Source organism: Pseudomonas fluorescens, from assembly GCF_902497745.1.
GTDB classification, from domain to species: Bacteria; Pseudomonadota; Gammaproteobacteria; order Pseudomonadales; family Pseudomonadaceae; genus Aquipseudomonas; species Aquipseudomonas fluorescens_BM.
In genome coordinates, this window is record NZ_CABVHJ010000029.1 from 40,363 (window position 1) to 66,972 (window position 26,610).

Consider the following 26,610-nt stretch of genomic DNA (forward strand, 5'->3'; position numbering starts at 1 on the left):
GTTTTAACTCCTTGGCACATCATTCAAATTGAGGTGAAAAGTCAGCGCGGTGGCTCAGATGCCCCACGCGAACGGGTCTGCTTCGTCGATCAGCAAGGTGCTGTCGGCGGTCATGTAAGCGCGGCCAGTGATGAACGGGCGGACTCGTTCGCCGTCCCATTCGAAGCGGCCTTCGAACTGGCTGCCGGTGATGCTCGCCTGCACCCAGGTTGCGCCGGGCTGCAGCTTGTCGTCGGCGGCCAGACAGGCGAGTTTGGCGCTGGTGCCGGTGCCGCACGGCGAGCGGTCGTAGGCTTTTCCGGGGCACATGACAAAGTTGCGGCTGTCTGCTTCGTCGTCATCGGCGAACAGTTCGACGTGATCGATGACGGCTCCGTCCTCGCCATAAATGCCCTGGTCTTCAAGGGCTTTGAGCATCGCCCAGGTGTAGGCGGTGAGGTGTTCGACGCTGTCCATGGTCAGTGTCTGGCCGTGCTCGGAGACAAGGAAAAACCAGTTGCCGCCATAGGCGATATCACCGAATACACGACCGAATCCCGGCACATCAACGGGCACCTGCTTGCGATGGCGGTAGGCGGGGACGTTGCCCAGGGTGACGGTTCCGTCGTCATGCAACGTCGCGCTGACCGGGCCGACTGGCGTGTCGATCTTGTGGATGCCCGGTTGGATTTTCCCCAAGTACTGCAACGAATTGATCAGGCCGATGGTGCCGTGGCCGCACATGCCCAGATAACCGGCGTTGTTGAAGAAGATCACCCCGCAGGTGGCGTCCGCTGAGACCGGCTCGCAATACAGCGCGCCGACCAGCACATCGTTGCCGCGCGGTTCTAACAGGCAGGCGCGGCGCCATTGATCATGCTCAGTGCGCAGCGCATCGCGTTTTTCCACCATAGTGTTGCCGGGCAGATCGGGGAAGCCGTTCATCACCAGGCGCGTCGGTTCACCGCCGGTGTGGGAATCAATGACGTGTAGTTCTTTCATGAATAGATCCCGTTGGATGATTTCAGTAGGCGCCGGCAGGGCGCGCAGAAACGGTCGAGGCAGGGGCGGTGACTTCGCTTTCCTCATCGTCCTCTTCCAGACGCAGCAGGTGCGCCGGCACGCCGGTCGCCGCGCCCCAGTAATAAATGCCAGTGGCACAGGCTGCGACGACGATGGTGTCGAACGGATGGGCGAGGATGCCGAGGCCACCGAAGGTGCCGAGTTTCGACAGCACGATGGTCACCGCGTAGAAGGCGATCAGCCACGCAGAGGAACGCACCTGACGGGCCAGATTCAGGTGAGCGGTCGGCACAAACCGACCGCAGAGCAGGTACACCACGAACATCAGGATTTGCAGGCCGAGCAGCCAGGAAACGGTGTTCCAGCCCGACCAGTAGACGATCAGCGCGGCGATGATGAACGACACCGGTCCGAGCAGACCCATGCACTTGACCCGGAACGGCCGCGGCATGTCTGGCGCATTGCGGCGCAGCGCGGCCACGGACACGGGGGCCACGGCGTAGCTCAGCACCAGCGCGGCGGAGACCACGTTGATCAGCGCCTCCCACGACGGGAACGGCAGGGTCCAGAACACCGACAGGGCAAACGTCAGCCACAGCGCCGGGCGAGGGATGCCAGACTTCTCATCGATATGGGTGAAGACCTTGAAAAACGTCCCGGTCTGCGCCCAGCCGTAGATCACGCGGGGAGTGGCGTTCATGTAAATATTGCCGCAGCCGCTCGGCGAGATCACCGCATCGGCGACCACCAGGTACGCCAGCCAGCCAACGCCCAGCGCCAGGGCGATGTCGCGGTAAGGCAGAGCAAATTCCTTGCTGATACCGGCCCAGCCGTTGGCGAGCATTTCGGTCGGGATGCTGCCGAGAAAGGCCATTTGCAGCAGCACGTAAATCAGCGTCGACAGCAGCACCGAGAGGATCAGTGCAATGGGAATGGTGCGCTGCGGATTCTTCACTTCGCTGGCCACCGAGATGATCGGCGTCAGACCCAGATAAGCGAAAATGATCCCGCCCGCCGACACCGCCATTTCCACACCCGACAGGCCGAACGGGGCGAAACCCTGTACCTCGAAATTGGCCGGTTTGAAAAAGGTGAACAGCACACCGATCACCAGCAGCGGCACAATGAACTTGAACACGCTGACCAGATTGTTGGCCTTGGCGAAGGTCTTCACGCTGCGGTAGTTGAGCAGGAAGAAAACGCAGAGCAAACCGAACTGCACCATCCAGCCCAGAATCGTCGGATCGCCAGTGCCAGCCTTGGTCAGGCCGGGAAACCACGCCGCCGCGTATTGGCGCGAAGCAACCACTTCGATCGCCACGAGACTGGAAAACGCGATCAGGGTGATGAAACCCATCAAGTAGCCGAGCAACGGCCCGTGGGAGTACACCGGGTAACGCACCACGCCACCGGCACGCGGTAATGCCGCGCCCAGCTCGCAGTAAACGATGCCCAGCAACAACACGGCAAAGCCGCCCAGTAGCCAGGAAAAAATCCCCGCCGGCCCGGCAATCGCGGACACATGACTGGCCGCGAACAACCAGCCGGAACCGAAGATCGCCCCCAGCCCGATAAATGTGAGGTCGATCAGTGAAAGCTGTTTTTTGAACTTGCCTTGGCCTGACATGGCATCGCCTTCTTGTGAGTTATTGGATAGGCAGTTGTGTCACTGGGACGGCCAGACTTTGAACTTATCAACGGTGGGGCGATTGATGTTTTACGTCGGCTTCGATGACGAAATCAGCACAGTCGCGCTGGCGAAACATGGCCCTCGACAGGTCTTGAGCGATGCTGCAATCTGCACGCGAAGGCCGCATGGCGGGCGCTTCGTCCATCCACGTTACGAGAGGAATCTTTGATGCAACAGGCGTTTTCGATCCTGTCTCAAGGCATGAATGGCCAGCGTCCGCAGACACTGGAGGAACTCTTGGCTGGCGCCGCGCTGTTGTTGCCGATGCTCGATGTGATCCCCAATGCGGCGATTTTCATCAAGGATGTGCAGGCCCGTTACGTGCTCGCCAACCGCACATTGGTGCAGCGCTGTGGCTTGAAGGATTTACGCCCGTTGCTCGGCAAAACCAGTGCGCAAGTGTTCCCGGCGCAACTCGGACCGGGTTACACCGAGCAGGATCGCAAGGTGCTGGAGGAGGGCTTCGTACTGGAGGATCAGCTGGAGCTGCATCTGTATGGCAGTCGCGAACCGGGTTGGTGCCTGACGCACAAGCAGCCGCTGTACAACCGTGACGGGGTGATCCTTGGCTTGGCGGGGATTTCGGTGGACCTGCAATCGGCCAGCGAAACGCACCCGGCATTCGAGCGGCTGGCGGCGGTCGATGAGCATATCCGCGCGAATTTCAATCGCCGCGTCACCCTCGGTGAACTGACGCGCATCGCCGGTATTTCCGTTGCGCAGCTGGAGCGTTACTGCAAACGGGTGTTCCACCTGACACCACGGCAGATGATCCAGAAAGTGCGCCTCGAACATGCGCACCGATTGCTGCACACCGACTTGCCGATTACCGATGTGGCGCTGCAATGCGGTTATACCGATCACAGCGCTTTTACCCGCCAGTTCAAGGCCTCGACCGGGTTTACCCCGCGCGAGTATCGGCAGGCCACCTCACCCTGATGAAATGGTATTGAAGCGCTTTGTAGGAGCTGCCGAAGGCTGCGATCTTTTGATTCTGTTTTTTAAGATCAAGATCAACAGATCGCAGCCTTCGGCAGCTCCTACAGTGGAGTTATTTCAGGACAGTCAGCCATGCCGAGAGCAGCAGCAACAATGCCAGTGCCGCGTTCATCCGCTTGAACGCTTTCGGCGATCCCATCAGCCGCGCACTGCCCACACCCAGCAACGCCCAGAACGTCATGCACGGCAACGACACCAGCAGAAATGCCAACGACAACACCAGCAATCGCAGGGTCTTGTCACCACCGCCGACAAATACGCTGACCACCGCCACAGCCATCATCCACACCTTGGGGTTGACCAGTTGCAACATGGCCGCGGCCAGCACGCTGAAACCGTCCTCCTGTGTATCAGCGGGGTCCAGCGATGGCGGCGTGCTGCGAAAGATCTGCCACGCCAGCCAGCTCAACCAGAGCACGCCACCCCAGGCCATGGCCTGCTGCACGCGCGGGTAGCGCAGCAAAGTTTCGCCGGCACCGAGGCCGACCACCAGCACAATCAGCGCTGCCGCCGCGCAGGCGCCAAAAATGATCGGCAGCGTGGCAAGCAAGCCTTGGCGCGAACTGTGGCTCAACACCAGAATATTGGTCGGCCCTGGGGTGATCGAAGCGACGAAAGCAAACAGCAAAAAGGGCAGTAGTGACGCCATGATCCGGACTTCCTGAAAATGAACACAGGCATCCATGATCGCCCGTCGGTGTGCATCAGTCTGGAAGGTTTGAGCAGCGCTTGCGGTAGTCGGCGGGGGTGAGTTGGTAGGCGCGGCGAAACCAGCGGCCGAGATGACTCTGATCGGCAAAGCCGAGCACGCTGGCGACCTGCGCTGGCGTTTCACCGCGCGCCAACAACTGCCGCGCTTTGGCCAGGCGCAACTGGATCAGATACGCGTGCGGGGCCAGGCCAAAGGTTGTTTTGAATGCGCGACTCAGACGAAAGCGATCCACACCGCAGACACGAGCCAGATCATCGAGGCCAATATCTTCATAGGTGTGCGCGTGCAGATAATCGCGCGCCAATTGCGCCACCATCGGCAGGCGCGGATCGAAGTCCTGCCGCTTGCGCCAGTCGAGATGGCGCGTGAGCGAGCTCAGCAAGCCATCGACGGCGGTCTGCCGGACGATGCGCAGATCGCCGTCATGCAACGCATGGAAAGCGTGACTGATCGCTGTGGCCAGACGCGGATCCTGGCTCAGTGTGTCGGCAAAACCGGGCTGGCTGTCGGCCGGCGCGTCTTCGAACAGCGCATGCAGTTCACGCTCAAGCCAGTGCGGATCGAGATAGAGCATCGAATAGGTAAAACCTTCCTCGGTCGGCGCCTGCCCATCGTGAATTTCCCCCGGCTCCAGCAGGAACACGTTGCCCGGCGTACTGCGATGGCGAATGCGGCGGCAATTGAACTGCTGCACACCTTGCTCGGTGACGCCGACGAGAAAGCTGTCATGCCAGTGCGGATCGTAGGCATGGCCCTCGAAGTGAGCGCGAATCGACTCAATCCCGGTGTCGACATCCTGGGACAGCTCGATCCAGTTGCGTTTATCCACGAAGGCTCCAGTGTTCGCCATTGAAAGGTGCGGCCCCATAAAATACCGCGCAATGGTCATCCACGTTTAGAAGATTTGTGCAGGTGAGGGGGCTAGACTCTGTAGGTCACAACCCCTTTGGCGACAGGTGGAATGCGATGATTAACCGATGCTCGCGTGGGGTTTTACTCACCTTGATCGCCCTCAGCCTGGCGCTGACGGCAGGCTGCTCAAGCCGCAAACACTATCCGCCCTCCGGCGTTGGCGACGCCTGCTATGCCAAAGCCTTGCCGTCGGTCGGCGAGGGCGGTCTGGCCTGGGGCTCCAGTCTGAACATGGCCCGGCAGAAGTCGATGAACAACTGTATTCGTTATGCCGGTCGCTCCGGGGGCACGCCAGACACCTGTCAGGTGGTGTTGGCCAAGTGTCGATAGCTTTCGGCTTTGGCAAGGATCTGCTGAGTCAGACGTGGGCGCGGGCGCTGTGATCTGATTTTCATCGGTGGGTGCAGTGAAAAGGCAGACGAAAAAAAACCGCCTTTGCGGGGCGGCTCTTTTGTAAACCTTGGTTTGCGACCGAGGTTTGTTGCTTCACTAGCTGCTTTAACGTTCTCTCATGGTAAGAGTCTTTGTGCCCCCTTGCAAGGTTAAAGTTCGTATGAAACTGGTTGTTTACGCTATTTCATTTCCAGAAAAAGCTGGCAGAAATAATGGTTAACAAATCAGAAAATTACTTTTCCTGAAAGCCTCTGAATGAAGGTTATGATGCGGGCGCTCACTTGTTCGAGCAGCGGAGAGGCCAGGCTGGTGACTAAACGGTTTCATGCCCTTTGACACGGTTTTGCACCCGTGCCGGAATGATGTTTCGGGGGGATTTCAACCGGCCGCCTCACTAGCTGCTTTAACGTGCAGGCTGAAAGCAAGCATGATCCGGTAAGCTTGCCGGAGGTTTGGCCCCCAGCCCTGGAGGCCAAAACGTATGAAGCTTTTGCTACGTACGCTGAGCCTTGTATGGAGATTGTTTAAAGCCTTTCGCTTTTACGAGTTCCTGCGAGACCACTTTGACGACCTGAAGTAACGGCCGTTAAGGTGGGAAAAGCCCGTTTCAGTTTCGACTGGAACGGGTTTTTTTTGTTTTTGAAGGCTGTCATAAGTAGGATTTTTCTGCGTTGGGTTTTTTTGGCCTGTAGGGCATTTCTTCGGCAAGTGTAGGCATTGTTCAAACCACTCTGTAATCCGCAAAAAAACGTTCGATTATCGAGCACCCAAACCTTCTTCCAATTGCCCGCCCCAACACTCCGGCGTACTGTGAGTCGTGATGCCTGAAACCCCGTGATCCCAAAATAACGACAACAACGAGCACTACCCATGGACAGCCATCTGCTGAGCGATCGCAGCAGCGTGTTTCGTCACGCTGATCCTTATGCCGTCTCCGACTACGTCAACCAACACGTCGGTCAGCACTTCATCGGCCTGTCCAGAACCACCCACCCACAAGCCAGCCTCAACCATCGCAAACTGGCCGACCTCGATCTGGCCCGCATCAGTTACGGCGGCAGCGTGCGAGTGACCTCTGTTGCGCTGGAGACCGTGTACCACCTGCAAGTCCTGCTGCAAGGCAATTGTCTGTGGCGCGGGCACAAGCGCGAACAGCATCTGGTACCTGGCGAGTTGCTGTTGATCAACCCGGATGATCCGGTTGATCTGACGTACTCGGAAGACTGCGAGAAATTCATCCTCAAGGTGCCGGTCAGCGTGCTCGAATCGGTGTGCAACGAGCAGCGTTGGCAGCACCCGTCCAGCGGTATCCGTTTCCTGCGTAATCACTATCGGCTGGATGAACTGGAAGGCTTCACCAACCTGCTGGCGATGATCTGTCAGGAAGCCGAGGCCAGCGATCCGTTGCTGCGGGTGCAGGAGCATTACGCGCAGATCATCGGCAGCAAACTGATCTCGCTGATGAACACCAATGTCAGCCGTGAGTGCCTGAGCGCACCGAACGTCAGCTTCGAGCGCATCCTCGATTACATCGAACGCAATCTGAAACTGGATTTGCCCGCCGAACATCTGGCCGCACAGGCGAGCATGAGCCCGCGCTCGCTGTACGCTTTGTTCGAACGCCAGCTCGGCGTCACACCGATGCAATACATCCGCCAGCGCAAACTTGCGCGCATCCACACCTGCCTCAGCGACCCAAGCTGCCAGGTGCGCAATCTCACCGAACTGGCATTGGACTACGGCTTTCTGCACCTGGGCCGCTTCTCCGAAAGCTATCGCCAGCAATTCGGCGAACTGCCGTCGCAGACCTTCAAACGCCGCCACTGACACTCCGCACTAAACCCTCTGCGAAACATGCCGAATCATCTGCCGCGCCATCCTGCACAAAACGGATAGCGATCTGCAGGATTCGGCTATTGCCCCGCGCTGCGCCTCCCTAATCTGACCTGGCCTGAACAATAACAATGGAGGCCCCGGCCATGTCCCTGGGAATCGACTACCTCAATGCCATGCTTGAAGAAGACCAAGAGAAGGGCGCCTACCGCTGCAAGCGGGAGATGTTCACCGATCCGCGTCTGTTCGAACTGGAGATGGCGCACATCTTCGAAGGCAACTGGATTTACCTCGCCCACGAAAGCCAGCTCCCCAACAACAACGATTTTCTCACCACCACCATGGGGCGCCAGCCGATCTTCATCGCGCGCAACAAGGACGGTGTGCTCAACGCCTTCCTCAATGCTTGCAGCCATCGCGGCGCCATGTTGTGCCGGCACAAGTCCGGCAACCGTTCCAGCTACACCTGCCCGTTTCACGGCTGGACGTTCAACAACAGCGGCAAACTGCTCAAGGTCAAAGACCCGAGCGAAGCCGGCTACCCGCAAGGTTTCAACTGCGAAGGCTCCCATGACCTGACCCAAGTCGCGCGTTTCGAGTCCTATCGCGGCTTTCTGTTCGGCAGCCTCAATGCCGATGTGAAATCCCTTGCTCAACATCTGGGCGAATCGGCAAAAATCATCGATATGATCGTCGACCAGTCGCCAGAAGGCCTGGAAGTACTGCGCGGTTCCAGCTCGTATATCTACGAAGGCAACTGGAAACTCACCGCCGAAAACGGTGCTGACGGCTACCACGTCAGCTCTGTGCACTGGAACTACGCCGCCACCCAGAATCAGCGCCAACAGCGCGAAGCGGGTGAAGCGATCAAGACCATGAGCGCCGGCAGTTGGGCGAAGAAGGGCGGCGGTTTCTACTCGTTCGATCACGGCCATCTGCTGCTCTGGACCCGTTGGGCCAACCCTGAAGACCGTCCGGCCTATGAGCGTCGCGACGAACTGGCGCGTGATTTCGGCCAGGCCCGTGCCGACTGGATGATCGAAAACTCGCGCAACCTGTGTCTGTACCCCAACGTGTACTTGATGGATCAGTTCAGTTCGCAGATCCGCATTGCCCGGCCGATCTCGGTCGACAAGACTGAAATCACCATTTACTGCATCGCCCCCAAAGGTGAGAGCGCTGAAGCGCGGGCCAAACGTATTCGTCAGTACGAAGACTTCTTTAACGTCAGCGGCATGGCGACGCCGGATGATCTGGAAGAATTCCGCTCGTGCCAGACCGGTTACGGCGCTGGTCGTGGCTGGAACGACATGTCCCGTGGTGCCACCCACTGGGTCGAAGGCGCCGACGCAGCAGCCGAGGAAATTGACCTCAAACCACTGCTCTCCGGCATGCGCACCGAAGACGAAGGCCTGTTTGTGCTGCAACACAAGTACTGGCAGGAAACCATGCTCAAGGCCGCTGCCACCGAGCCACAGCTGATTCCCGTGGAGGCCGTGTGATGAGCAACCTCTACGACAGCGTGCGCGATTTTCTCTACCGCGAAGCGCGCTATCTCGATGACGGCCAGTGGGATCAATGGCTGGAACTCTACGCCGCCGATGCGACCTTCTGGATGCCGGCCTGGGACGACAACGACACCCTCACCGAAGACCCGCAAAGCGAAATCTCGCTGATCTGGTACGGCAACCGTGGCGGCCTCGAAGACCGCATTTTCCGGATCAAGACCGAGCGCTCCAGCGCGACCATTCCCGACACCCGCACCTCGCACAACCTGAGCAACATCGAGATCGTCGAGCAGAGCGATGGGCAGTGCCAGGTGCGCTTCAACTGGCACACCCTGAGCTTTCGCTACCAGGTCACCGACAGCTACTTCGGCAGCAGTTTCTACACCCTCGATCTGCGTGGCGAACAGCCGCTGATCAAGGCCAAGAAAGTCGTGCTGAAAAACGATTACGTCCGTCAGGTCATCGACATCTACCACATCTAGTCGACACGGCGAGGTGCACCATGAATTTCCAGATCGCGCTTAATTTTGAAGACGGCGTCACCCGATTCATCGAGGCTGGTAGCCATGAAACCGTGGCCGATGCGGCGTATCGCCAAGGCATCAACATCCCGCTGGACTGCCGTGACGGCGCCTGCGGCACCTGCAAATGTTTCGCCGAAGCCGGGCGTTACGACATGGGCGACAACTTTATCGAAGACGCCTTGAGCGCGGATGAACTCGCGCAAGGTTATGTTTTGACCTGCCAGATGCGCGCTGAAAGCGATTGTGTAGTGCGAGTGCCGGCAGGCTCGCAAGTGTGCAAGACCGAACAGGCCAGTTTCCAGGCCTCGATCAGCGCTGTCTGGCAGTTGTCCGAGAGCACCATTGCCTTGTCGATAAGGGGCGAGGCGCTGAGCAAACTGGCGTTTCTGCCGGGGCAATACGTCAACCTGCAAGTGCCCGGCAGTGAGCAAAGCCGCGCTTATTCCTTCAGCTCATTGCAGAAAAACGGTGAGGTCAGTTTCCTGATTCGCAACGTGCCCGGTGGCTTGATGAGCAGCTTTCTCACCGGGCTGGCCAAGGCCGGCGACAGCATAATTCTGGCCGGGCCGTTGGGCAGTTTCTACCTGCGCGAGATCAAGCGGCCGCTGCTGTTGTTGGCGGGCGGCACCGGCCTGGCACCGTTCACCGCGATGCTGGAAAAGATCGCCGAACAGGGCAGCGATCATCCCGTGCATTTGCTCTATGGCGTGACCAACGATTTCGATCTGGTTGAACTCGATCGTCTCGAGGCCTTCGCCGCCCGCATCCCGAACTTCAGTTTCGGCGCCTGCGTGGCCAATCCGCAGAGTGCGCATCCGCTCAAGGGCTACGTCACCCAGCACATCGAGCCGCGCCACCTTAACGAAGGCGATGTCGATGTGTACCTGTGCGGCCCGCCGCCGATGGTCGAAGCGGTCAGCCAATACATCCGCGAGCAGGGCATCACCCCCGCGAATTTCTACTACGAAAAATTCGCCGCTGCGGCTGCCTGAATTCCTACCTTCGAGGTTGTCATGAACAACAGATTCTCCAACAAGGTCGCGCTGGTCACCGGCGCGGCGCAGGGTATCGGCCGTCGCGTCTGCGAACGCCTGCTGAACGAAGGCGCGCAAGTCGTCGCCGTCGATCGCTCTGAACTGGTTCACGAACTGCAAGGCGAGGGCGTTCTCGCATTGACCGCTGACCTTGAGCAATACGCCGATTGTGCACGGGTCATGGCCGAAGCCATCAACACCTTCGGCCGTCTCGACATCCTGATCAACAACGTCGGCGGCACGATCTGGGCCAAGCCGTTCGAGCATTACGAAGTCGAACAGATTGAAGCCGAAGTGCGCCGCTCGCTGTTCCCGACGCTGTGGTGTTGTCACGCCGCGCTGCCGTACATGCTCAAGCAAGGGCGCGGCGCCATCGTCAACGTTTCATCGATTGCTACCCGCAGCGTCAATCGCGTGCCGTACGGCGCGGCCAAGGGCGGCATCAATGCGCTGACCGCGTGCCTGGCATTCGAGAACGCCGAGCGCGGTATTCGCGTCAATGCCACCGCGCCGGGTGGCACTGAAGCACCGCCCCGGCGCATCCCGCGCAATGCCGCCGAACCGTCGGCGCAGGAGCAGGCCTGGTATCAGGAAATCGTCGCGCAAACCCTCGACAGCAGCCTGATGAAGCGCTACGGCAGCCTCGACGAACAGGTCGGTGCGATCCTCTTTCTGGCCTCCGATGACGCCTCGTACATCACCGGCGTGACTTTGCCGGTCGGTGGCGGCGACCTCGGTTGATTACTTTTCAAGGGACATCGAAATGCAGCGAATTCTGATTGAAAGCCTGTCGACGGTCATCGTCGACCTGCCGACCATCCGCCCGCACAAACTGGCAATGCACACGATGCAGAAGCAGACTCTGGTGATTCTGCGCCTGCGCTGCAGCGATGGTATTGAGGGCATCGGTGAAGCCACCACCATCGGCGGCCTCGCTTACGGTTATGAAAGCCCGGAAAGCATCAAAGCCAATATCGATGCGCACCTGGCGCCGGCGTTGGTGGGCATGGAGGCCAACAACATCAACGCGGCGATGCAGCGCCTCGACAAGATCGCCAAGGGCAACACCTTCGCCAAGTCCGGCATCGAAAGCGCACTGCTCGATGCGCAAGGCAAGCGCCTCGGCCTGCCGGTCAGTGAACTGCTCGGCGGCCGTGTGCGGGACAGCCTCGAAGTGGCCTGGACCCTGGCCAGCGGCGACACCACCCGCGATATCGCCGAAGCCGAGCAGATGCTTGAAACACGCCGCCATCGCATCTTCAAATTGAAGATCGGTGCCAATCCGCTGGAGCAAGACCTCAAGCATGTCGTGGCGATCAAAAAAGCCTTGGGCGAGCGCGCCAGTGTGCGAGTTGACGTGAACCAGTATTGGGATGAGTCCCAGGCGATTCGTGGTTGTCAGGTGCTGGGTGACAACGGTATCGACCTGATCGAACAGCCAATTTCGCGGGTCAACCGCTCCGGGCAGATTCGCCTGAATCAGCGCAGTCCGGCACCGATCATGGCCGACGAATCGATCGAAAGCGTCGAGGATGCTTTCAGTCTCGCCGCCGACGGCGCCGCCAGTGTGTTCGCCCTGAAAATCGCCAAAAACGGCGGCCCGCGTGCCGTGTTGCGCACCGCACAAATCGCCGAGGCAGCGGGCATCGCGTTGTACGGCGGCACCATGCTTGAAGGCTCCATCGGCACGCTGGCCTCGGCGCACGCCTTCCTCACGCTCAAACAGCTGACCTGGGACACCGAACTGTTCGGCCCGCTGCTGCTGACCGAAGACATCGTCACAGAAGCGCCGCAGTACCGCGATTTCCACCTGCACATCCCGCGAACTCCAGGCCTTGGCCTGGCGCTGGATGAAGAGCGTCTGGCGCGTTTTCGCCGCCACTGAATCAGGAGAGTCAGCATGCTGTTCCACGTAAAAATGACCGTGAAATTGCCCGTCGATATGGACCCGTCATTGGCCACCCGGCTGAAGGCGGACGAGAAGGAACTGGCGCAACGCCTGCAACGCGAAGGCGTATGGCGGCACCTGTGGCGCATCGCCGGGCATTACGCCAATTACAGCGTGTTCGATGTGCCGAGCGTCGAGGCCCTGCACGACACGTTGATGCTATTGCCGTTGTTCCCCTACATGGACATCGAGGTTGACGGCCTGTGCCGGCATCCGTCGTCAATCCATTCCGACGATCGCTAATTCTGAGCTCGCCGCATTTCCCTTGTGGGAGCGAGCTTGCTCGCGAAAGCGGTGAGCCAGTCACCATAAATGCTGAATGACACAACGCATTCGCGAGCAAGCTCGCTCCCACAGGGGAAGTGCGCTAAGTGAACTGCGTCGACACAACAACAAGATGAGGTAACCACCATGACCGTGAAAATTGCCCACACCGCCGAGCTGCAAACGTTCTTCAAAGAAGCCGCCGGTTTTGCCAGCGACGATGGCAATTCCCGGCTGAAAACCATCGTTCTGCGCATCTTGCAGGACTGCGCGAAAATCATCGAAGACCTCGACATCAGCGATGATGAGTTCTGGAAAACCGTTGACTATCTCAACCGTTTGGGCGCTCGTTCCGAAGCTGGTCTGTTGGTCGCCGGCCTCGGCCTCGAGCATTTTCTCGACCTGTTACAGGACGCCAAGGACGCACAGGTCGGCTTGACCGGCGGCACGCCACGCACCATCGAAGGCCCGCTGTACGTGGCCGGCGCGCCGCTGTGCGAAGGTGAGTGCCGCATGGATGACGGCAGCGAGGAGGGCGTCGCCACCGTTATGCACCTCGAAGGCCAAGTGTTCGATCTGCAGGGCCAGCCGTTGTCCGGTGCCACCGTTGACCTGTGGCACGCCAACACCAAGGGCACCTATTCGTTTTTCGACCCGAGCCAGTCCGAGTACAACCTGCGCCGACGCATCATCACCGACGCCGAGGGCCGCTACCGCGCTCGCAGCATCGTCCCGTCCGGTTATGGCTGCGACCCGCAAGGGCCGACTCAGGAATGCCTGAACCTGCTCGGCCGCCATGGCCAGCGTCCGGCCCATGTGCATTTCTTCATCAGCGCACCGGGGCATCGGCACCTGACGACGCAGATCAATCTGTCGGGTGATCAATACCTGTGGGATGACTTCGCTTATGCGACCCGTGAAGGGTTGGTTGGGGAGGTGGTGTTCCGTGAGGATGCGGCATCGGGACGTTATGCCGAGCTGAAGTTTGACTTCCAGTTGCAGCCGGCGCCGGATGCCAGTGCCGAACAACGCAGTCAACGGCCGCGTGCGTTGCAAGACGCTTGATACCGAGTCGTCTGGTTCCCTCACCCTAGCCCTCTCCCAGAGGGAGAGGGGACTGACCGGGGGGATCTTGAGTGCTACGCCGACCTGAACGATATTTGCCGAATCCAACCCGGTTGTTCAGGTCGATGTATACCGCAAGACAACTCGGTCAGCTCCCTCCGGGAGAGTGTTGGGAGGGTACTGGCCGAGGCGATATTTAGTGCTACGCCGACCTGAACAGTTTGTGCCGAATCCATAATCGACTCGGTCGTTCAGGTCGATGTATCGCGATATACACCTCGGTCGACTCCCTCTCCCTCCGGGAGAGGGCTGGGGTGAGGGGAAATCAGGCCTAAGGTAATGCGAAAAAGATATTGGCTACGTATTTTTAAGATCGTTTAGTTTTGTCGCAACGACGAATCAAAACGCATCAAACCGATAGACCCCCGATTGCCATGACGGCACACGCTGAATCGATCACAGGTTCTTCAGGTTTGATTCACACGGGAGTGAATCATGCCGCATACCCTCGATATCACCGCATTACCGACGCTGGACCTGTCGCTGTTCGAAGGCACAGCGCAGCAGCGCTACGAATTTCTTGAAGACCTGCGCCACGCCGCCCGAGACGTCGGCTTCTTCTACCTGACCGGGCATGGCATCGACAGTGCTTTGCTCAAGCAGGTACAGGCCCACGCCCGCCAGTTTTTCGCTTTGCCCGACAGCGAAAAAAACGCCGTTGGCATGATCAACTCACCACACTTTCGCGGTTACAACCGGGCCGCCTCGGAAATCACCCGTGGCCAGCCCGATCTGCGTGAACAGTTCGATCTGGGCGCCGAGCGCGAGGTGTTGCCATTAGACGCGGACAGCCCATTCTGGGCGCGGCTGCAAGGCCCCAACCAATGGCCGGCGGCACTGCCGGAACTGAAACCTTTGCTGCTGGAATGGCAAGAGGCGATGACGCGGATGTCGTTGCGCCTGCTGCGTGCGTTCGCTCAGGCACTCTCGCTGCGCGCCGATGCGTTTGATCAGCTCTACGGCGACAAACCCAACGAACACATCAAGTTGATGCGCTATCCCGGCCAGTCCAGCGAGTCGAGCCATCAAGGTGTCGGTGCGCACAAGGATTCGGGTTTCCTCAGCTTCCTCCTGCAAGACCAACAGGCCGGTCTGCAAGTCGAAATCGAAGAGGGCCGCTGGATCGATGCGTTGCCACGCGAGAACACCCTGGTGGTGAACATCGGCGAACTGCTCGAACTGGCCAGCAACGGTTATCTGCGGGCCACGGTGCATCGCGTGGTTTCGCCACCGGCGGGAAGTGAACGCCTGTCTGTCGCGTTCTTCCTCGGCGCGCAACTCGACGCTGTGGTGCCGCTGTATCCGCTGCCCACCGCACTGTTGCGCGAGGCGCGCGGGCCGGCCAGTGATCCGCTCAACCCGCTGTTTCGCGATGTCGGCTGGAACTACCTCAAAGGTCGTTTGCGCTCGCATCCCGATGTCGCGCAACGCTTCTACGCCGATGCGCTACTCCCGCCACCGCCCGTTCGTAAATCCGCCTGACTCATCACTCGCTCAAGGACTTCGCACATGATCAAGAAAGCAGGTTTGACCCTGGCCGTGCTCGGCGCGCTGGTGACGTCGTTCGGTGCGCAGGCGTTGGAGCCGTTGCGCGTCGCCGCCGACCCGGTGCCCCACGCGCAGATTCTGGCGTACATCCAGAAAATCGATCCGCAGCTGAATCTCAAAGTCATCGAGATCCCCAACGGTGTGAACTCCAACGAGCTGTTGGTGCACGGTGACGTCGACGCCAATTACTTCCAGCACTTGCCGTACCTGAAATCCCAGGAAAAGGCTCTCGGCGAAAAACTCGCGGTGGCGGCCACGGTGCATATCGAACCCTTGGGCATCTACTCGCATCGCCATAAAAGCTTCGCCGATGTACCGGTAAAAGGCACCGTCGCCGTGCCCAATAACGTGACCAACCTGAGCCGCGCGCTGTACCTGTTGCAGGACAACGGCCTGATCAAGCTCAAACCCGGCTTCAATGACCCGGCCGCCGATCAGGCAACACCCAAGGACATCGCCGAGAACCCGAAACAGCTGAAGATCCTCGAGATCGAGTCGCCGCAGATTCCGCGCTCGCTGGACGACGTCGATCTAGCCGTGATCAACGGCAACTACGCGCTCGACGCAGGCCTGGTGCCGGCCAAGGATGCCTTGGGTCTGGAGAAAGCCGAGCACAATCCTTACGCCAACATTCTGGTAACCACACCCAAACTCGAAAAAGATCCGCGTATCGCGCAACTGGCCAAGGACCTGACGTCGCCAGAGGTCGCCAAATACATCACCGACAACTTCGCCGGCTCGGTGATTCCGGTGGCGGGCGGCAAGCCATGATCGCCGTCGAGCAGTTGAGCAAGACTTATCCTTCGGCCGCGCAACCGGCACTCGATCAGGTCTCGCTGAGCATTCCCGACGGTGCGGTTTACGGGATTCTCGGGCGTAGCGGCGCGGGCAAGTCGACGCTGCTGCGTTGCCTCAATCTGCTCGAACGACCGGACAGCGGACGCATTGTGCTGGATGGCGTCGACCTGACGACGCTGTCGGTCAGCGAACTGCGCCAGCAGCGCCAGCGCATCGGCATGATCTTCCAGGGCTTCAACCTGCTGCATTCGCGCACGGTATTCGACAACATTGCGGTGCCGTTGGAGATCGCCAAGGTGGGCAAGCCGTGGCGCCATGTGCGGGTGCGCGAACTGCTGGAGCTGGTTGGCTTGAGTGACAAGGCGCAGGCCTTTCCCTCGCAGTTGTCCGGCGGGCAGAAACAGCGCGTCGGCATTGCCCGCGCTTTGGCCGCTGAGCCGGCGTATTTGCTCTCGGACGAGGCCACCAGTGCGCTCGACCCGGAAACCACCGAATCGATCCTGCAATTGCTGCGCGATATCAATCGGCAACTGGGCGTGACCATCGTGTTGATCACCCACGAACTGGACGTGGTCAAGTCGATCTGCGACCACGCCGCGTTCATGGCCAACGGACGCCTGGTCGAAGCCGGGCCGGTGCCACGGCTGCTGGCCGATGCGCAATCGCAACTGGGCGCTTCGCTGCGGCCGACCTGCGGCTTGCCACTGGGTCATGCTGAGCCGGGCCTGAGTTTTCTCAAGCAATACGGCGTACGGGCGGCGCACTCATGAACCGCACGGTCAATTGGGATGAAATCCTGCAACTGGTGTTCAACGCCACCGGTGAAACCCTGTACATGGTTCTGCTCGCAGGGCTGTTCACACTGCTGATCGGCTTGCCGCTGGGCGTGTTGCTGTTTATCAGTCGCCGCGACGGACTGCTGCCGATGCCACGCTTGAATGCTGTGCTGGGTGGCGTGGTCAACCTCGGCCGTTCGCTGCCATTCGTGGTGATGCTGATCGCCCTGATCCCGCTGACGCGACTGGTGGTCGGCACAACACTGGGCAGCACCGCCGCTGTGGTGCCGATCACCATCGGCGCGTTTCCGTTCTTCGCACGCATCGTCGAAAACGCTCTGGACGAAGTCGACAAGGGTCGCATCGAAGCCATCCTCGCCATGGGCGGCGACATCGGTCATGTGATTTTCAAAGTGTTGTTGCCCGAAGCGCTGCCGGCGTTGCTGGCCGGGATCACCTTGACGCTGGTGATGCTGATCGGGTTTTCCTCGATGGCCGGAGTGATAGGCGGTGGCGGACTCGGTGATCTGGCGATCCGTTACGGCTATCAGCGTTTCAACAATGAAGTGATGGTCGCCACGGTTGTGGTGTTGGTGATCCTCGTTCAGGGCGTGCAAAGCCTGGGCGATCGGTTGGTTCGTTCGCTGGCGCATCGCCGCTAAGGATTTGTATGAGTGTGCCGGTCGCCGTAGTCCGCGAACCGCTGATTCGTCTGCGTGAATTGAGCAAAATATTTGGCGCGAGTCGGGCGCTGGATGCCGTCAGTCTGGACATCTATCCCGCCGAAGTGGTGGCGCTGCTCGGTGCCAATGGCGCGGGCAAGTCGACCTTGGTGAAGATTCTCGCGGGCAGCCAGAGCGCCGACGCTGGCGAGATCTGGCTGGAGGGCGCGCCTCGGCATTTCAGTTCGCCGCTGTCGGCGCGGCGCTTTGGCATTGTCGCGGTGCACCAACAGATCAACGAGGGCATCGCACCGGGTTTGAGTGTCGCGGAAAACCTCCTGCTCGATGAACTGTGCAAGCCAGACGCTGACTTCTGGCTCAATCGCCAACACCTGCTGGAGCGCGCCGCGAGCATTGCCGCAGGGTTGGGTTTGACCTTGCCGCTGGAGCAGCCGATCGAGCATCTCGGTCAGGCCGAACGGCAATTGGTGGTGCTCGCTCGAGCCTTGGCCTTGCAGCCGCGCCTGCTGATTCTGGATGAGCCGACGGCGGCGCTCTCCGATGCCGAGGCGCAACGGTTGTTTGGTTTGATCGACACCTTGCGCAGTCGTGGAGTGGCGATTCTGTACATCTCCCATCGACTCTCCGACCTGCAACGCGTGGCAGATCGCGCCATCGTTTTGCGGGATGGCCAGTTCGCGGGCGAGTTCACCGCTCGGCAATTGCCCCAAGCGGTGAGTGCCATGCTGGGACAGGCGCTGGCCGAACATGTTTACCAGCCGCGCGTGGCCGGGCGCGAGGTGATGAAGCTCAGCGCCATGCAAGTCCTGCCGCGCTCCGCCGCGTTCGATCTGACCCTGCACGAAAACGAAGTGGTGGTGCTGACCGGGCTGTTGGGTGCCGGTAAAAGCGAAATCGCCGAGGTGCTGTTCGGCCTGCGTAAAGCGACCTCGGGCCGCGTGCAACTGGATGGCACTGACTGGCGTGCGGACTCACCGCGCCAGGCCATTCAAAGCGGGGTTTTCTTCGCGGCCGAAGATCGCGCCAGTCAGTCGCTGATACCTGATTTTTCTTTGCGTCGCACCCTTACTTTGCCGTTTCTTGAACGCTTCAGCCGCGGCGGTTTCATCCGCAACCGCGCCGAAGCGGCAGCGGTCGAGGCACAGGTGGCGGCGCTGGGGATCAAGACTGCCGGTATCGATGTGCCGATGAGCGCACTGTCAGGCGGCAATCAACAGAAAGTCGTGCTCGGCCGCTGGCTGCTCGGCGAAGGGCGGGTATTGATCCTTGATGAACCGTTTCAAGGCGTCGACGTGCGTGCCCGCCGCGACATCGGCCAACTGCTGCGCGACAGCGCCAGGGGCCGGGCGACGCTGGTGATTTGCGCCGACGTCGATGAAGCCCTGGAGATTGCCGACCGCATCCTGCTGGTGCGCGATCACGCGGTGGTCGCCGAGTACCCGCGCGCCGGCCTCAATCGTGCTGATCTGGTCGCTGCACTGGCCGGCAGCGACGTCACCGAACATTCCCCTCAAGCCACGCCAAGGAGCAGAGCGAGTGCCTGATTCAAGTTCACTGTTTTCGACCGAGCCGGCACGCGCCGAACGTCTGCTGCACGTATTGATCCGCTACGGCCTGCTGTGGCTGCTGGCGCTGATCGTGGTGTTTTTCAGTGTGGCCGAGCCGGCATTCCTGCGCGTCGGCAACCTGTTCAGCATCCTGCAATCGGTATCGATTGTTGCGCTGCTGGCGCTGGGCGTGACGCTGACCATGGCTGTCGGCGGCCTCGATCTGTCGATTGGCGCTGTGGCGGCGATGAGCCTGATGATCGCCAGTTACGTGATGGTCGTGCTCGGCTGGGGTGCGGTGCCGGCGGTATTGATCAGTCTGGTGGGCGGGGCGCTGGTCGGCCTGCTCAACGGTTGGCTGATCGTCAAACTGCGGGTGCCGGACATTCTTGCGACGCTGGGCAGCATGTTTCTGGTGATCGGCGTGCAGCTGATTCCCACTGGCGGACGTTCGATTGCAGTGGGCATGACCTTGCCCAGTGGTGAGGAAACCGAAGGTACGTTCAGTGCCGCGTTTCTGGCGCTGGGGCGCGGGCGGTTGTGGGAGGTAGTGCCGATACCGGTATTGATCACGAGCGTGGTGGCGATCGCGGTGTGGTTATTTCTCGAACGCACGCGCATTGGCCGTTTGTTCTATGCCATCGGTGGCAACGAGCAAGCGGCGCGACTGGCGGGGGCGCCGGTGCAGCGCTTCAAATTATTGGCTTACGTGCTCTCGTCATTGCTGGCGTCGCTCGGCGGTTTGTTGCTGGCGGCACGCTTGGGTCGTGGCGACGTCAGTTCGGGCAACGGTCTGGTGCTGGATGCTCTCGGCGCGGCGCTGATCGGTTTTGCCGTACTCGGCGCGAAGAAGCCTAACGCCTTCGGCACCCTGGTCGGTGCGCTGCTGGTGGCGGCGTTGCTCAACGGTCTGACCATGCTCAACGCGCCGTATTACGCACAGGATTTCGTCAAGGGACTGGTGCTGGTGCTGGCCCTGATGTTCACCTTCGGCCTCGCGCATCGGGCGCGTTGAGCCGCTTCATTCAAGGATGTTGTATGCACGGTTCAATCACACAGTTCGCCCGTCATTGCCTCGCCGGTGCGTTGCTTTCGGCCGTGGCGCTGAGCGCTCAGGCCAAAGCCTTGCCCGGCGCACCCGCACCGTTCGATAAAGGTCAGGTGCAGATCGCGCTGGTGGGTTACTTGTTCTCCGGGGACTTCCCCGAGGCGTACTTGCGCGGCGTCGAAAAGCAGACCGAAGCACTGGGTGCCCACCTGCGCGTATTCGATGCCCGGCAGCAGGCGGCGAGTCAGGGCGAGATGATCGATCAGGCGATCGATCTGGGCGTCGACGGCATCATCGTCCAGCTCGGCCTGGCCGAAACCCTTAAAGCACCAATTGATCGCGCTATCGCCAAAGGCATCAAGGTCGTCGCTTTCGATGTCGATCTGAACACGCCGCAAGTGACCCAGGTCGAGCAGGATCACCATGCGCTGGCGCGTCTTGCGTTGGATCAAGCCGTTAAGGACAACGGCACGAAGTTCGATGCCGGCTACGTGTACATCAGCGGTTTTACGCCGATGGAGCGCCGCGACGAGATCTGGAGTCAGGTCAAGAAAGCCAATCCGGGGATCGTCGAGAAGGCACGCTTTGGCACGCTGAATCCGCCGATCGCCAATTCGGTGGCGGATCAGGCCAGCGCCGTGCTTCGAGCCAATCCAGGCATCAGCGTGATTTTTGCGCCGTTCGATGAGTTTGCCAAAGGCGCGAAAATCGCCGTGGATGAGGCGGGTCTGACGAGCAAGGTGAAGATCTACAGCGCCGATATTTCCACTGCCGATATTCAGATCATGAAAGAGCCGGACAGCGCCTGGGCGGCGACGGCGGCGGTCAATCCGCAAGTGGCCGGGGCAATCAGCGTGCGCAGTCTGGCGATGTTGATTGCCGGGGAAAATCCGGGGCATCAGGTGTTGGTGCCGCCGACACTGATTACCCGTCAGCAGTTGCTGGATCTGGACGTGAAAAACGTGCGTGACCTGGCGCAGAAGCTTCCGGCTTTCGGCGACACCGCGAATGTCGCACGGGCGCCGTGGATTCCGGTGGCCAACTAGAACATTTGCCACGACATGGCCCATGTGGGAGCGAGCTTGCTCGCGAAGAGGCCCGTTCAGTCGATATCTCTGTTGACTGACCCACCGCTTTCGCGAGCAAGCTCGCTCCCACAGGGGTAACGCGTAGTTGCGGAAACTGAGGGAGTTCTGGAGCTTACATGCACAACAAAGCTGACCGCTTACGCAAAAGCCGTTCCCCGCAAGCCGATCCGGCGTTCGGCAATCGACTGCCCCCAGGCCAAGTGCTGACGGAGCGATTCCCAATTCTCCATGAAGGCGAAGTACCGGAATATGACCTCGCCAACTGGTCGCTGCGCCTGTCCGGCACGCTCGCCCAGCCGATCGAACTACGTTACGCCGATCTGCTGGCACTGCCACAGCGGCAACTGCGTTGTGACATCCATTGCGTGACACGCTGGTCGAAGTTCGACACCGAGTGGAGTGGGGTGCATCTGCAGGATTTGTTGCAGGCGTTCGATATCCAGCCGACATCAGCGTTCGTCATGGCTCATGCCGACCCCGATTACCAGACCAACTTGCGACTCGATGATCTGTTACACCCCGACAGTTTGTTGGCCACCCACTACGCCGGGCAGCCGTTGACTGCGCAACATGGCTGGCCACTGCGGCTGGTGGTGGCGGGGCGGTATTTCTGGAAGAGCGCCAAATGGTTGCGCGGGCTGGAGTTTGTCGATCAGGAACAACCGGGGTTCTGGGAGCAGAACGGCTTTCATCTGCACGCCGATCCGTTTGCCGAGCAGCGATTCAGTGGGGATGAACTGGATATCGCTGTGGATGCCTGGCTGGAGAAAGAGTTCGATTAAGTTTTCTGGACGCAGCCTGTTCACACCTTGGAATACGATCAACCTGTGGGAGCGAGCTTGCTCGCGAAGGGGCCCTTTCAGTGACCTCTCCGTTGACTGGTCGACCGCATTCGCGAGCAAGCTCGCTCCCACAGGGGATGTGTATTTACATAGAAACTTAATTGCTGATTAGTTGGTTCAGGTGTTGGCTCAGCAACACTTTTGCTGAACTAAGAACAATCCTTTAGAGCGATCTAACCTAAGTGTTATTGGTTCTTTTACGGCCCGCAGCCGCTCGTCTAGCATCGGCTTTCAAGGGGAAATGACTCACGCTGGGGAAACTGCAACTCACCGTAAAAAACCTTCACTGCCTTCCAGAAATCCAAAACTACAGCAGACATTGCCGCGCATTGCTTGCCGCACTTTTATTGTCGGCAACGGCCGGGTATTAACTGCGATTCAAGGAGCTGTTATATGCATTACCGTTCCCGTTCATTACTGGCGGCTGCTGTCGCGTGCGCCATCTGGCAACTTCCGGCCAATGCCGAAGAAACTTCCGCCAGCGCCGACAGCGAATCCCGACTTGGCACCGTGTTGGTCACCGGCACCCGTGGCACTTCACGCACCGTGCTCGATTCGCCGGTGCCAGTCGATGTGCTCACCGCCGAAGACCTCAAATCCGCCGGCGCTGCTGATGGTGAATTGGGCGCAGCGTTGCAGACGCTGTTGCCGTCCTTCAGTCTGCCGCGCCAATCCAACTCCGGCGGCGCCGACCATGTGCGTGCCGCGCAACTGCGCGGCATGAGCCCGGATCAGGTGTTGGTGCTGGTCAACGGCAAGCGCCGCCACACGTCAGCGGTGGTTAATGACTCCTCTAAAATCGGTCGTGGCACCGCGCCGGTCGACTTCAACTCGATCCCGCTCAGCGCGATCAAACGCATTGAAGTGCTGCGTGACGGCGCCGGTGCGCAGTACGGCTCCGATGCGATTGCCGGGGTGATCAACATCATTCTCGATGACGCGCCCGAGGGCGGCGAAGTGTCGACCAGTTATGGCGCTTATCACACCCGTCAGGACGCCATCGATAAGACCACCACTGACGGCCAGAACAGCGTGACCACGGCGAAGATCGGCACGCGCCTCGGCGAGGAGGGCGGGTTTATCCGCGGTGGCACCGAATACAAGGACCGCAACCCGACCAACCGCGCCGGTTTTGACGGTTTTGCCGACAGCCCCGGTCAGCGCAACTATGTGATGGGCGACGGCGTCGCGCGGGACGTCAACCTCTGGTTCAACAGCGAACTGCCGCTGGCCGGCGGCAAAGCCTACAGTTTCGGCACCTATAACCAGCGTCACACCACCGGCGCCGAGTTCTATCGTTACCCGTACGAACAGCCGCAGTTCTACCCCAACGGCTACTTGCCGCAATCGCTCGGTGACAACAGGGACATTTCCGCCACCGCCGGTTTCAAAGGCCTGCTCGGAGACGAGTGGGACTTCGACAGCAGCGTCACCCATGGTCGCAACCGCTTCGATGGCTCGACCCGGCACACCCTCAACGCCAGCCTCGGTGAAGACTCACCCACGAAGTTCGATACCGGCGATTACGAACTGCGGCAGACCACCACCAACCTCGATTTCAGCCGCGAACTGCGCCTCGGCGAGCGCTCCTTTGTATTGGCGGTTGGCGGTGAATACCGCTACGAAAACTACCTGACCTACGCCGGTGACGAGGCTTCGTATATCGGCTCCGGCGCGGACGGCGCCAATGGCTTGCGCCCGAGCGAAGAGTCGGATCTGGATCGTAACGTGTTCGGCACCTACGCCGAGTTGTCCGGCGATCTCACTGATCGCTTCTTTGTCGACGCCGCCACCCGCTGGGAACATTACGACGATGCCGGCAGCAAACTCACCGGCAAACTCAGCGGTCGCTACAAGCTCACCGAGCAATGGGCCTTGCGCGGTGCGGTATCGAACAACTTCCGCGCACCGTCGCTGGCCCAAAGCGGCTTCCAGAACACCACCAGCAACTTCGGCGATGGCGGCACGCTGACCGACATCCGCGTGCTCTCGGTCAACGATCCGATCGCCCGTGCACTCGGCGCCGAGAAGCTCGATCCGGAAACCTCGAAGAACTTCAGCCTCGGCCTGACTTTCCAGTTGAACGAACGCTTCGATGCCTCCCTGGACGTGTTCCGCATCGACGTCAAAGACCGCATCACTCTGTCGCAACGCATCGGCAGCGATGCCCTGGAAAATTACATCAACGACAACTTCGGCGTTGCTGGCGTGCACGACGTCAACTTCTTCACCAACGCGGCGGACACCAGCACCGACGGCGCCGAACTGGTGCTCAACTACCACCAGCCGTTCTACGAAGGGCAGCTGGGCCTGACCACCGCGTACACCTACAACCACACCAAAGTCACCAGCACCAAAGGCACACCGTCGCAACTGACGGCACTGGGCATCGGCAATGACGCCCTCGTCGGCGTCGAAGAAACCAACACCCTGACCGACGCGGCGCCGAAGGATCGCTTCATCTTTTCCGCCAACTGGGCCAGCGAACACTGGGGCCTGCTTGGAAGGTTGACGCGACAGGGCGAGACCACCCGTGTCTTCGATTTCGGCGACTCGCAACCGGAGCAAACCTACGGCGCCGTGTGGCAGCTGGACGCCGAAGTGGCCTACAAATTCACCCCGAAATTCAACATTGCCGTGGGCGGCAACAACCTCACCGACAACTACCCGGAACGCTCCGGTTCGGCGATCAACTACGGCGGCAACCTGCCGTACGACGTGCTTTCGCCAATCGGCACCAACGGCGCCTATTATTACGCCCGCGCTACCTATGGTTTCTAATGCGGGGCCGGGGCGGCACCTGCCGGTGTTTCAGGCGTTGCTGATCACGCTGGGCATGGTGATCACCACCGACATCCTGAAAACCGCGCCGACCGTGGCCCTCAACGTCGGGCCAGAGCATTTCTACCTGGTGTGGGTGCTGGGCGGTGTCGCGTCGATGATTGGCGCGCTGTGTTTTGCCGAGATGGCCACAGCGTTTCCGCACCCGGGCGGCGATTATCACTTTCTGCGCACGGCGTATGGCGAGCGCATGGGGTTCTTGTTCGCCTGGTCGCGGTTTTCGGTGATGCACACCGGGTGGATAGCGTTGTCGGCGTTTATGTTCGCCGATTATGTCGATGCGGTGGTGCCGCTGGGGCAGTACGGTTCCGGATTGTTTGCCGGGGCGGTCATTGCGGCACTGGTGCTGCTTAATCTCACCGGCAAGCACATTGGCTTTCTCACCCAGACCTTGTTGGTGGGGCTGTTGGCACTGGGCTTTTTGAGCATTGCCAGTGCCGGCGTTTTTCTGGTCTGGCAAGGCCTCGAAGCGCCTGCGCCGAGTCTTGCGCCCGTCGCGGCAAACACCGGTATGGCCGGGTTTTCCGCAGCGATGATTTTCGTCTTTCTGGCGTTCGGTGGCTGGAGCGATGCGGCGACGTTATCGGCGGAAGTGCGGGATGGCCGGCGGGGGATTTTCATCGCCATGCTCGGTGCGCTGAGTGTGTTGATGGCGATCTATCTGGCGCTCAATTGGGCGTTCGTTCAGGGCTTGGGATTCGCTGGATTGGCCGCCAGCAATGCACCGGCGGTTGAGTTGTTAAACCGTGCTTTCGGTGCACCGGGTGTTCTGCTGATTTTGCTGATGGTCGGTATCGCCGCGATCGCGACCATCAACTCGACCCTGCTGGTCGGCGCTCGCACCACTTACGCCGCCGCGCGCGATGTGCCGCAGCTGCGCGGTTTCGGCGAATGGGACGACCGCCATGGCGTACCGCGTAAAGCGCTGCTGGCGGAAGGTGCGGTGGCGTTGTTGCTGGTGCTGTTTGGCAGTTTTACCCAGAGCGGTTTCAATACCATGGTTGAGTATCTGACCCCGGTGTACTGGCTGTTTCTGAGCTTGAGCAGCGTGGCGCTGATCATTCTGCGACGGCGTTTTCCCGAGGTGCCGAGGCCGGTGAAGGTGCCGTTGTATCCGCTGTTGCCGCTGCTGTTTTTCGGGTTGTGCCTGTACATGCTGTATTCCAGCGTGACGGTGGTGGGGGTTGGGGCGTTTTTGGGGATTGGAGTGTTGCTGGTTGGTGCCGTGCTATTGGCCGGGTTGAGCCGTTTAAAAGCGAACCCTCATCGGAAACGCCGCCCGCCCAGCCCTCTCCCGGAGGGAGAGGGGGCCGACCGAGTTGTCTTGCGTGATACATCGACCTGAAAGACCGAGTCGATTATGGATTCAGTGAAGCAAATACAGGTCGAGGTCGATTATGGATTCAGTGAGGCAAATACAGGTCGAAATCGATTATGGATTCAGTGAGGCAAATACAGGTCGAAATCGATTATGGATTCAGTGAGGCAAATACAG

24 protein-coding genes are annotated in these 26,610 nt (G+C 60.1%); 20 read left to right on the forward strand and 4 right to left on the reverse strand.

Features of this window, described 5'->3' with window-relative positions; all coding sequences use genetic code 11:
• Positions 1-54: 54 nt before the first annotated feature.
• Both F8N44_RS29300 and F8N44_RS29305 read right to left on the reverse strand, forming a co-directional pair.
• The gene (locus F8N44_RS29300) at positions 55-981 is read right to left on the reverse strand and encodes a 4-hydroxyproline epimerase (RefSeq protein WP_150652785.1); all 927 of its coding nucleotides are present in this window, start codon (positions 979-981) and stop codon (positions 55-57) included.
• Between the two features lie 22 nt (positions 982-1,003).
• Complete coding sequence (locus F8N44_RS29305; RefSeq protein ID WP_150652786.1) at positions 1,004-2,629, reverse strand: APC family permease; 1,626 nt, start codon at positions 2,627-2,629, stop codon at positions 1,004-1,006.
• Positions 2,630-2,860: 231 nt separating this feature from the next.
• Here F8N44_RS29305 and F8N44_RS29310 point away from each other — a divergent pair, with 231 nt between their 5' ends.
• Positions 2,861-3,631: an AraC family transcriptional regulator gene (locus F8N44_RS29310; protein WP_150652787.1), complete on the forward strand. Its 771-nt coding sequence runs from the start codon at positions 2,861-2,863 to the stop codon at positions 3,629-3,631.
• Between the two features lie 112 nt (positions 3,632-3,743).
• On the opposite strand, the gene F8N44_RS29320 is transcribed toward F8N44_RS29310, so the two are convergent.
• Positions 3,744-4,340, reverse strand: coding sequence for a LysE family translocator (locus F8N44_RS29320; protein ID WP_150652788.1), 597 nt, complete (start codon positions 4,338-4,340; stop codon positions 3,744-3,746).
• 55 nt (positions 4,341-4,395) lie between these two features.
• Positions 4,396-5,232 carry an AraC family transcriptional regulator gene (locus tag F8N44_RS29325; RefSeq protein WP_150652789.1) on the reverse strand — a complete coding sequence of 279 codons (837 nt, stop codon included), beginning with the start codon at positions 5,230-5,232 and terminating at the stop codon, positions 4,396-4,398.
• Positions 5,233-5,369: 137 nt separating this feature from the next.
• Here F8N44_RS29325 and F8N44_RS29330 point away from each other — a divergent pair, with 137 nt between their 5' ends.
• From F8N44_RS29330 to F8N44_RS29430, 19 genes are all read left to right on the forward strand, one after another.
• On the forward strand, positions 5,370-5,645 hold the full coding sequence (locus tag F8N44_RS29330) for a hypothetical protein (RefSeq protein WP_038365800.1): 276 nt from the start codon (positions 5,370-5,372) through the stop codon (positions 5,643-5,645).
• A gap of 933 nt (positions 5,646-6,578) precedes the next feature.
• A complete protein-coding gene (locus F8N44_RS29335; RefSeq protein ID WP_150652790.1) occupies positions 6,579-7,535 on the forward strand; it encodes an AraC family transcriptional regulator in 957 nt (318 codons plus the stop codon).
• A gap of 152 nt (positions 7,536-7,687) precedes the next feature.
• Complete coding sequence (benA, locus tag F8N44_RS29340) at positions 7,688-9,043, forward strand: benzoate 1,2-dioxygenase large subunit (protein ID WP_150652791.1); 1,356 nt, start codon at positions 7,688-7,690, stop codon at positions 9,041-9,043.
• The gene (gene benB / locus F8N44_RS29345) at positions 9,043-9,531 is read left to right on the forward strand and encodes a benzoate 1,2-dioxygenase small subunit (RefSeq protein ID WP_150652792.1); all 489 of its coding nucleotides are present in this window, start codon (positions 9,043-9,045) and stop codon (positions 9,529-9,531) included. The genes benA and benB overlap by 1 nt, the downstream gene beginning before the upstream one ends.
• Before the next feature lie 20 nt (positions 9,532-9,551).
• Complete coding sequence (benC, locus tag F8N44_RS29350) at positions 9,552-10,565, forward strand: benzoate 1,2-dioxygenase electron transfer component BenC (RefSeq protein ID WP_150652793.1); 1,014 nt, start codon at positions 9,552-9,554, stop codon at positions 10,563-10,565.
• Between the two features lie 21 nt (positions 10,566-10,586).
• Positions 10,587-11,348 carry a 1,6-dihydroxycyclohexa-2,4-diene-1-carboxylate dehydrogenase gene (locus F8N44_RS29355; protein ID WP_150652794.1) on the forward strand — a complete coding sequence of 254 codons (762 nt, stop codon included), beginning with the start codon at positions 10,587-10,589 and terminating at the stop codon, positions 11,346-11,348.
• 22 nt (positions 11,349-11,370) lie between these two features.
• The gene (locus tag F8N44_RS29360) at positions 11,371-12,492 is read left to right on the forward strand and encodes a muconate cycloisomerase family protein (RefSeq protein WP_150652795.1); all 1,122 of its coding nucleotides are present in this window, start codon (positions 11,371-11,373) and stop codon (positions 12,490-12,492) included.
• A 15-nt stretch (positions 12,493-12,507) separates the two neighbouring features.
• Positions 12,508-12,798, forward strand: coding sequence for a muconolactone Delta-isomerase (gene catC, locus F8N44_RS29365; protein WP_150652796.1), 291 nt, complete (start codon positions 12,508-12,510; stop codon positions 12,796-12,798).
• A 168-nt stretch (positions 12,799-12,966) separates the two neighbouring features.
• On the forward strand, positions 12,967-13,884 hold the full coding sequence (catA, locus tag F8N44_RS29375) for a catechol 1,2-dioxygenase (RefSeq protein ID WP_150652797.1): 918 nt from the start codon (positions 12,967-12,969) through the stop codon (positions 13,882-13,884).
• A gap of 495 nt (positions 13,885-14,379) precedes the next feature.
• Entirely contained in the window at positions 14,380-15,426 is a 1,047-nt protein-coding gene (locus tag F8N44_RS29380) for an isopenicillin N synthase family dioxygenase (protein ID WP_150652798.1), read from the forward strand.
• 27 nt (positions 15,427-15,453) lie between these two features.
• Positions 15,454-16,263 carry a MetQ/NlpA family ABC transporter substrate-binding protein gene (locus F8N44_RS29385; RefSeq protein ID WP_150652799.1) on the forward strand — a complete coding sequence of 270 codons (810 nt, stop codon included), beginning with the start codon at positions 15,454-15,456 and terminating at the stop codon, positions 16,261-16,263.
• Positions 16,260-17,060, forward strand: a complete 801-nt coding sequence (locus F8N44_RS29390) for a methionine ABC transporter ATP-binding protein (RefSeq protein ID WP_150652800.1) — start codon at positions 16,260-16,262, stop codon at positions 17,058-17,060. The genes F8N44_RS29385 and F8N44_RS29390 overlap by 4 nt, the downstream gene beginning before the upstream one ends.
• Positions 17,057-17,728, forward strand: a complete 672-nt coding sequence (locus F8N44_RS29395; protein ID WP_007950374.1) for a methionine ABC transporter permease — start codon at positions 17,057-17,059, stop codon at positions 17,726-17,728. Before F8N44_RS29390 ends, F8N44_RS29395 begins: the two co-directional genes overlap by 4 nt.
• Positions 17,729-17,736: 8 nt before the next feature.
• Positions 17,737-19,293, forward strand: a complete 1,557-nt coding sequence (locus tag F8N44_RS29400) for a sugar ABC transporter ATP-binding protein (protein WP_150652801.1) — start codon at positions 17,737-17,739, stop codon at positions 19,291-19,293.
• Positions 19,286-20,311, forward strand: a complete 1,026-nt coding sequence (locus F8N44_RS29405; RefSeq protein ID WP_150652802.1) for an ABC transporter permease — start codon at positions 19,286-19,288, stop codon at positions 20,309-20,311. Before F8N44_RS29400 ends, F8N44_RS29405 begins: the two co-directional genes overlap by 8 nt.
• Before the next feature lie 23 nt (positions 20,312-20,334).
• Complete coding sequence (locus tag F8N44_RS29410; protein WP_150652803.1) at positions 20,335-21,390, forward strand: substrate-binding domain-containing protein; 1,056 nt, start codon at positions 20,335-20,337, stop codon at positions 21,388-21,390.
• A gap of 158 nt (positions 21,391-21,548) precedes the next feature.
• Positions 21,549-22,214, forward strand: coding sequence for a sulfite oxidase-like oxidoreductase (locus F8N44_RS29420; RefSeq protein WP_150652804.1), 666 nt, complete (start codon positions 21,549-21,551; stop codon positions 22,212-22,214).
• Between the two features lie 453 nt (positions 22,215-22,667).
• Positions 22,668-25,055 carry a TonB-dependent receptor plug domain-containing protein gene (locus F8N44_RS29425; RefSeq protein ID WP_150652805.1) on the forward strand — a complete coding sequence of 796 codons (2,388 nt, stop codon included), beginning with the start codon at positions 22,668-22,670 and terminating at the stop codon, positions 25,053-25,055.
• On the forward strand, positions 25,045-26,460 hold the full coding sequence (locus F8N44_RS29430) for an APC family permease (protein WP_150652806.1): 1,416 nt from the start codon (positions 25,045-25,047) through the stop codon (positions 26,458-26,460). The genes F8N44_RS29425 and F8N44_RS29430 overlap by 11 nt, the downstream gene beginning before the upstream one ends.
• Positions 26,461-26,610 lie beyond the last annotated feature (150 nt).

Coding starts and splice junctions, on each gene's coding strand:
- F8N44_RS29390 (WP_150652800.1), top strand. CDS start 16,260: ATGATCGCCGTCGAGCAGTTGAGCAAGACTTATCCTTCGGCCGCGCAA.
- F8N44_RS29400 (WP_150652801.1), top strand. CDS start 17,737: ATGAGTGTGCCGGTCGCCGTAGTCCGCGAACCGCTGATTCGTCTGCGT.
- F8N44_RS29420 (WP_150652804.1), top strand. CDS start 21,549: ATGCACAACAAAGCTGACCGCTTACGCAAAAGCCGTTCCCCGCAAGCC.
- F8N44_RS29380 (WP_150652798.1), top strand. CDS start 14,380: ATGCCGCATACCCTCGATATCACCGCATTACCGACGCTGGACCTGTCG.
- F8N44_RS29310 (WP_150652787.1), top strand. CDS start 2,861: ATGCAACAGGCGTTTTCGATCCTGTCTCAAGGCATGAATGGCCAGCGT.
- benC (WP_150652793.1), top strand. CDS start 9,552: ATGAATTTCCAGATCGCGCTTAATTTTGAAGACGGCGTCACCCGATTC.
- benA (WP_150652791.1), top strand. CDS start 7,688: ATGTCCCTGGGAATCGACTACCTCAATGCCATGCTTGAAGAAGACCAA.
- F8N44_RS29330 (WP_038365800.1), top strand. CDS start 5,370: ATGATTAACCGATGCTCGCGTGGGGTTTTACTCACCTTGATCGCCCTC.
- benB (WP_150652792.1), top strand. CDS start 9,043: ATGAGCAACCTCTACGACAGCGTGCGCGATTTTCTCTACCGCGAAGCG.
- catC (WP_150652796.1), top strand. CDS start 12,508: ATGCTGTTCCACGTAAAAATGACCGTGAAATTGCCCGTCGATATGGAC.
- F8N44_RS29355 (WP_150652794.1), top strand. CDS start 10,587: ATGAACAACAGATTCTCCAACAAGGTCGCGCTGGTCACCGGCGCGGCG.
- F8N44_RS29305 (WP_150652786.1), bottom strand. CDS start 2,629: ATGTCAGGCCAAGGCAAGTTCAAAAAACAGCTTTCACTGATCGACCTC.
- F8N44_RS29360 (WP_150652795.1), top strand. CDS start 11,371: ATGCAGCGAATTCTGATTGAAAGCCTGTCGACGGTCATCGTCGACCTG.
- F8N44_RS29320 (WP_150652788.1), bottom strand. CDS start 4,340: ATGGCGTCACTACTGCCCTTTTTGCTGTTTGCTTTCGTCGCTTCGATC.
- F8N44_RS29410 (WP_150652803.1), top strand. CDS start 20,335: ATGCACGGTTCAATCACACAGTTCGCCCGTCATTGCCTCGCCGGTGCG.
- F8N44_RS29425 (WP_150652805.1), top strand. CDS start 22,668: ATGCATTACCGTTCCCGTTCATTACTGGCGGCTGCTGTCGCGTGCGCC.
- F8N44_RS29395 (WP_007950374.1), top strand. CDS start 17,057: ATGAACCGCACGGTCAATTGGGATGAAATCCTGCAACTGGTGTTCAAC.
- F8N44_RS29335 (WP_150652790.1), top strand. CDS start 6,579: ATGGACAGCCATCTGCTGAGCGATCGCAGCAGCGTGTTTCGTCACGCT.
- F8N44_RS29430 (WP_150652806.1), top strand. CDS start 25,045: ATGGTTTCTAATGCGGGGCCGGGGCGGCACCTGCCGGTGTTTCAGGCG.
- F8N44_RS29385 (WP_150652799.1), top strand. CDS start 15,454: ATGATCAAGAAAGCAGGTTTGACCCTGGCCGTGCTCGGCGCGCTGGTG.
- F8N44_RS29300 (WP_150652785.1), bottom strand. CDS start 981: ATGAAAGAACTACACGTCATTGATTCCCACACCGGCGGTGAACCGACG.
- catA (WP_150652797.1), top strand. CDS start 12,967: ATGACCGTGAAAATTGCCCACACCGCCGAGCTGCAAACGTTCTTCAAA.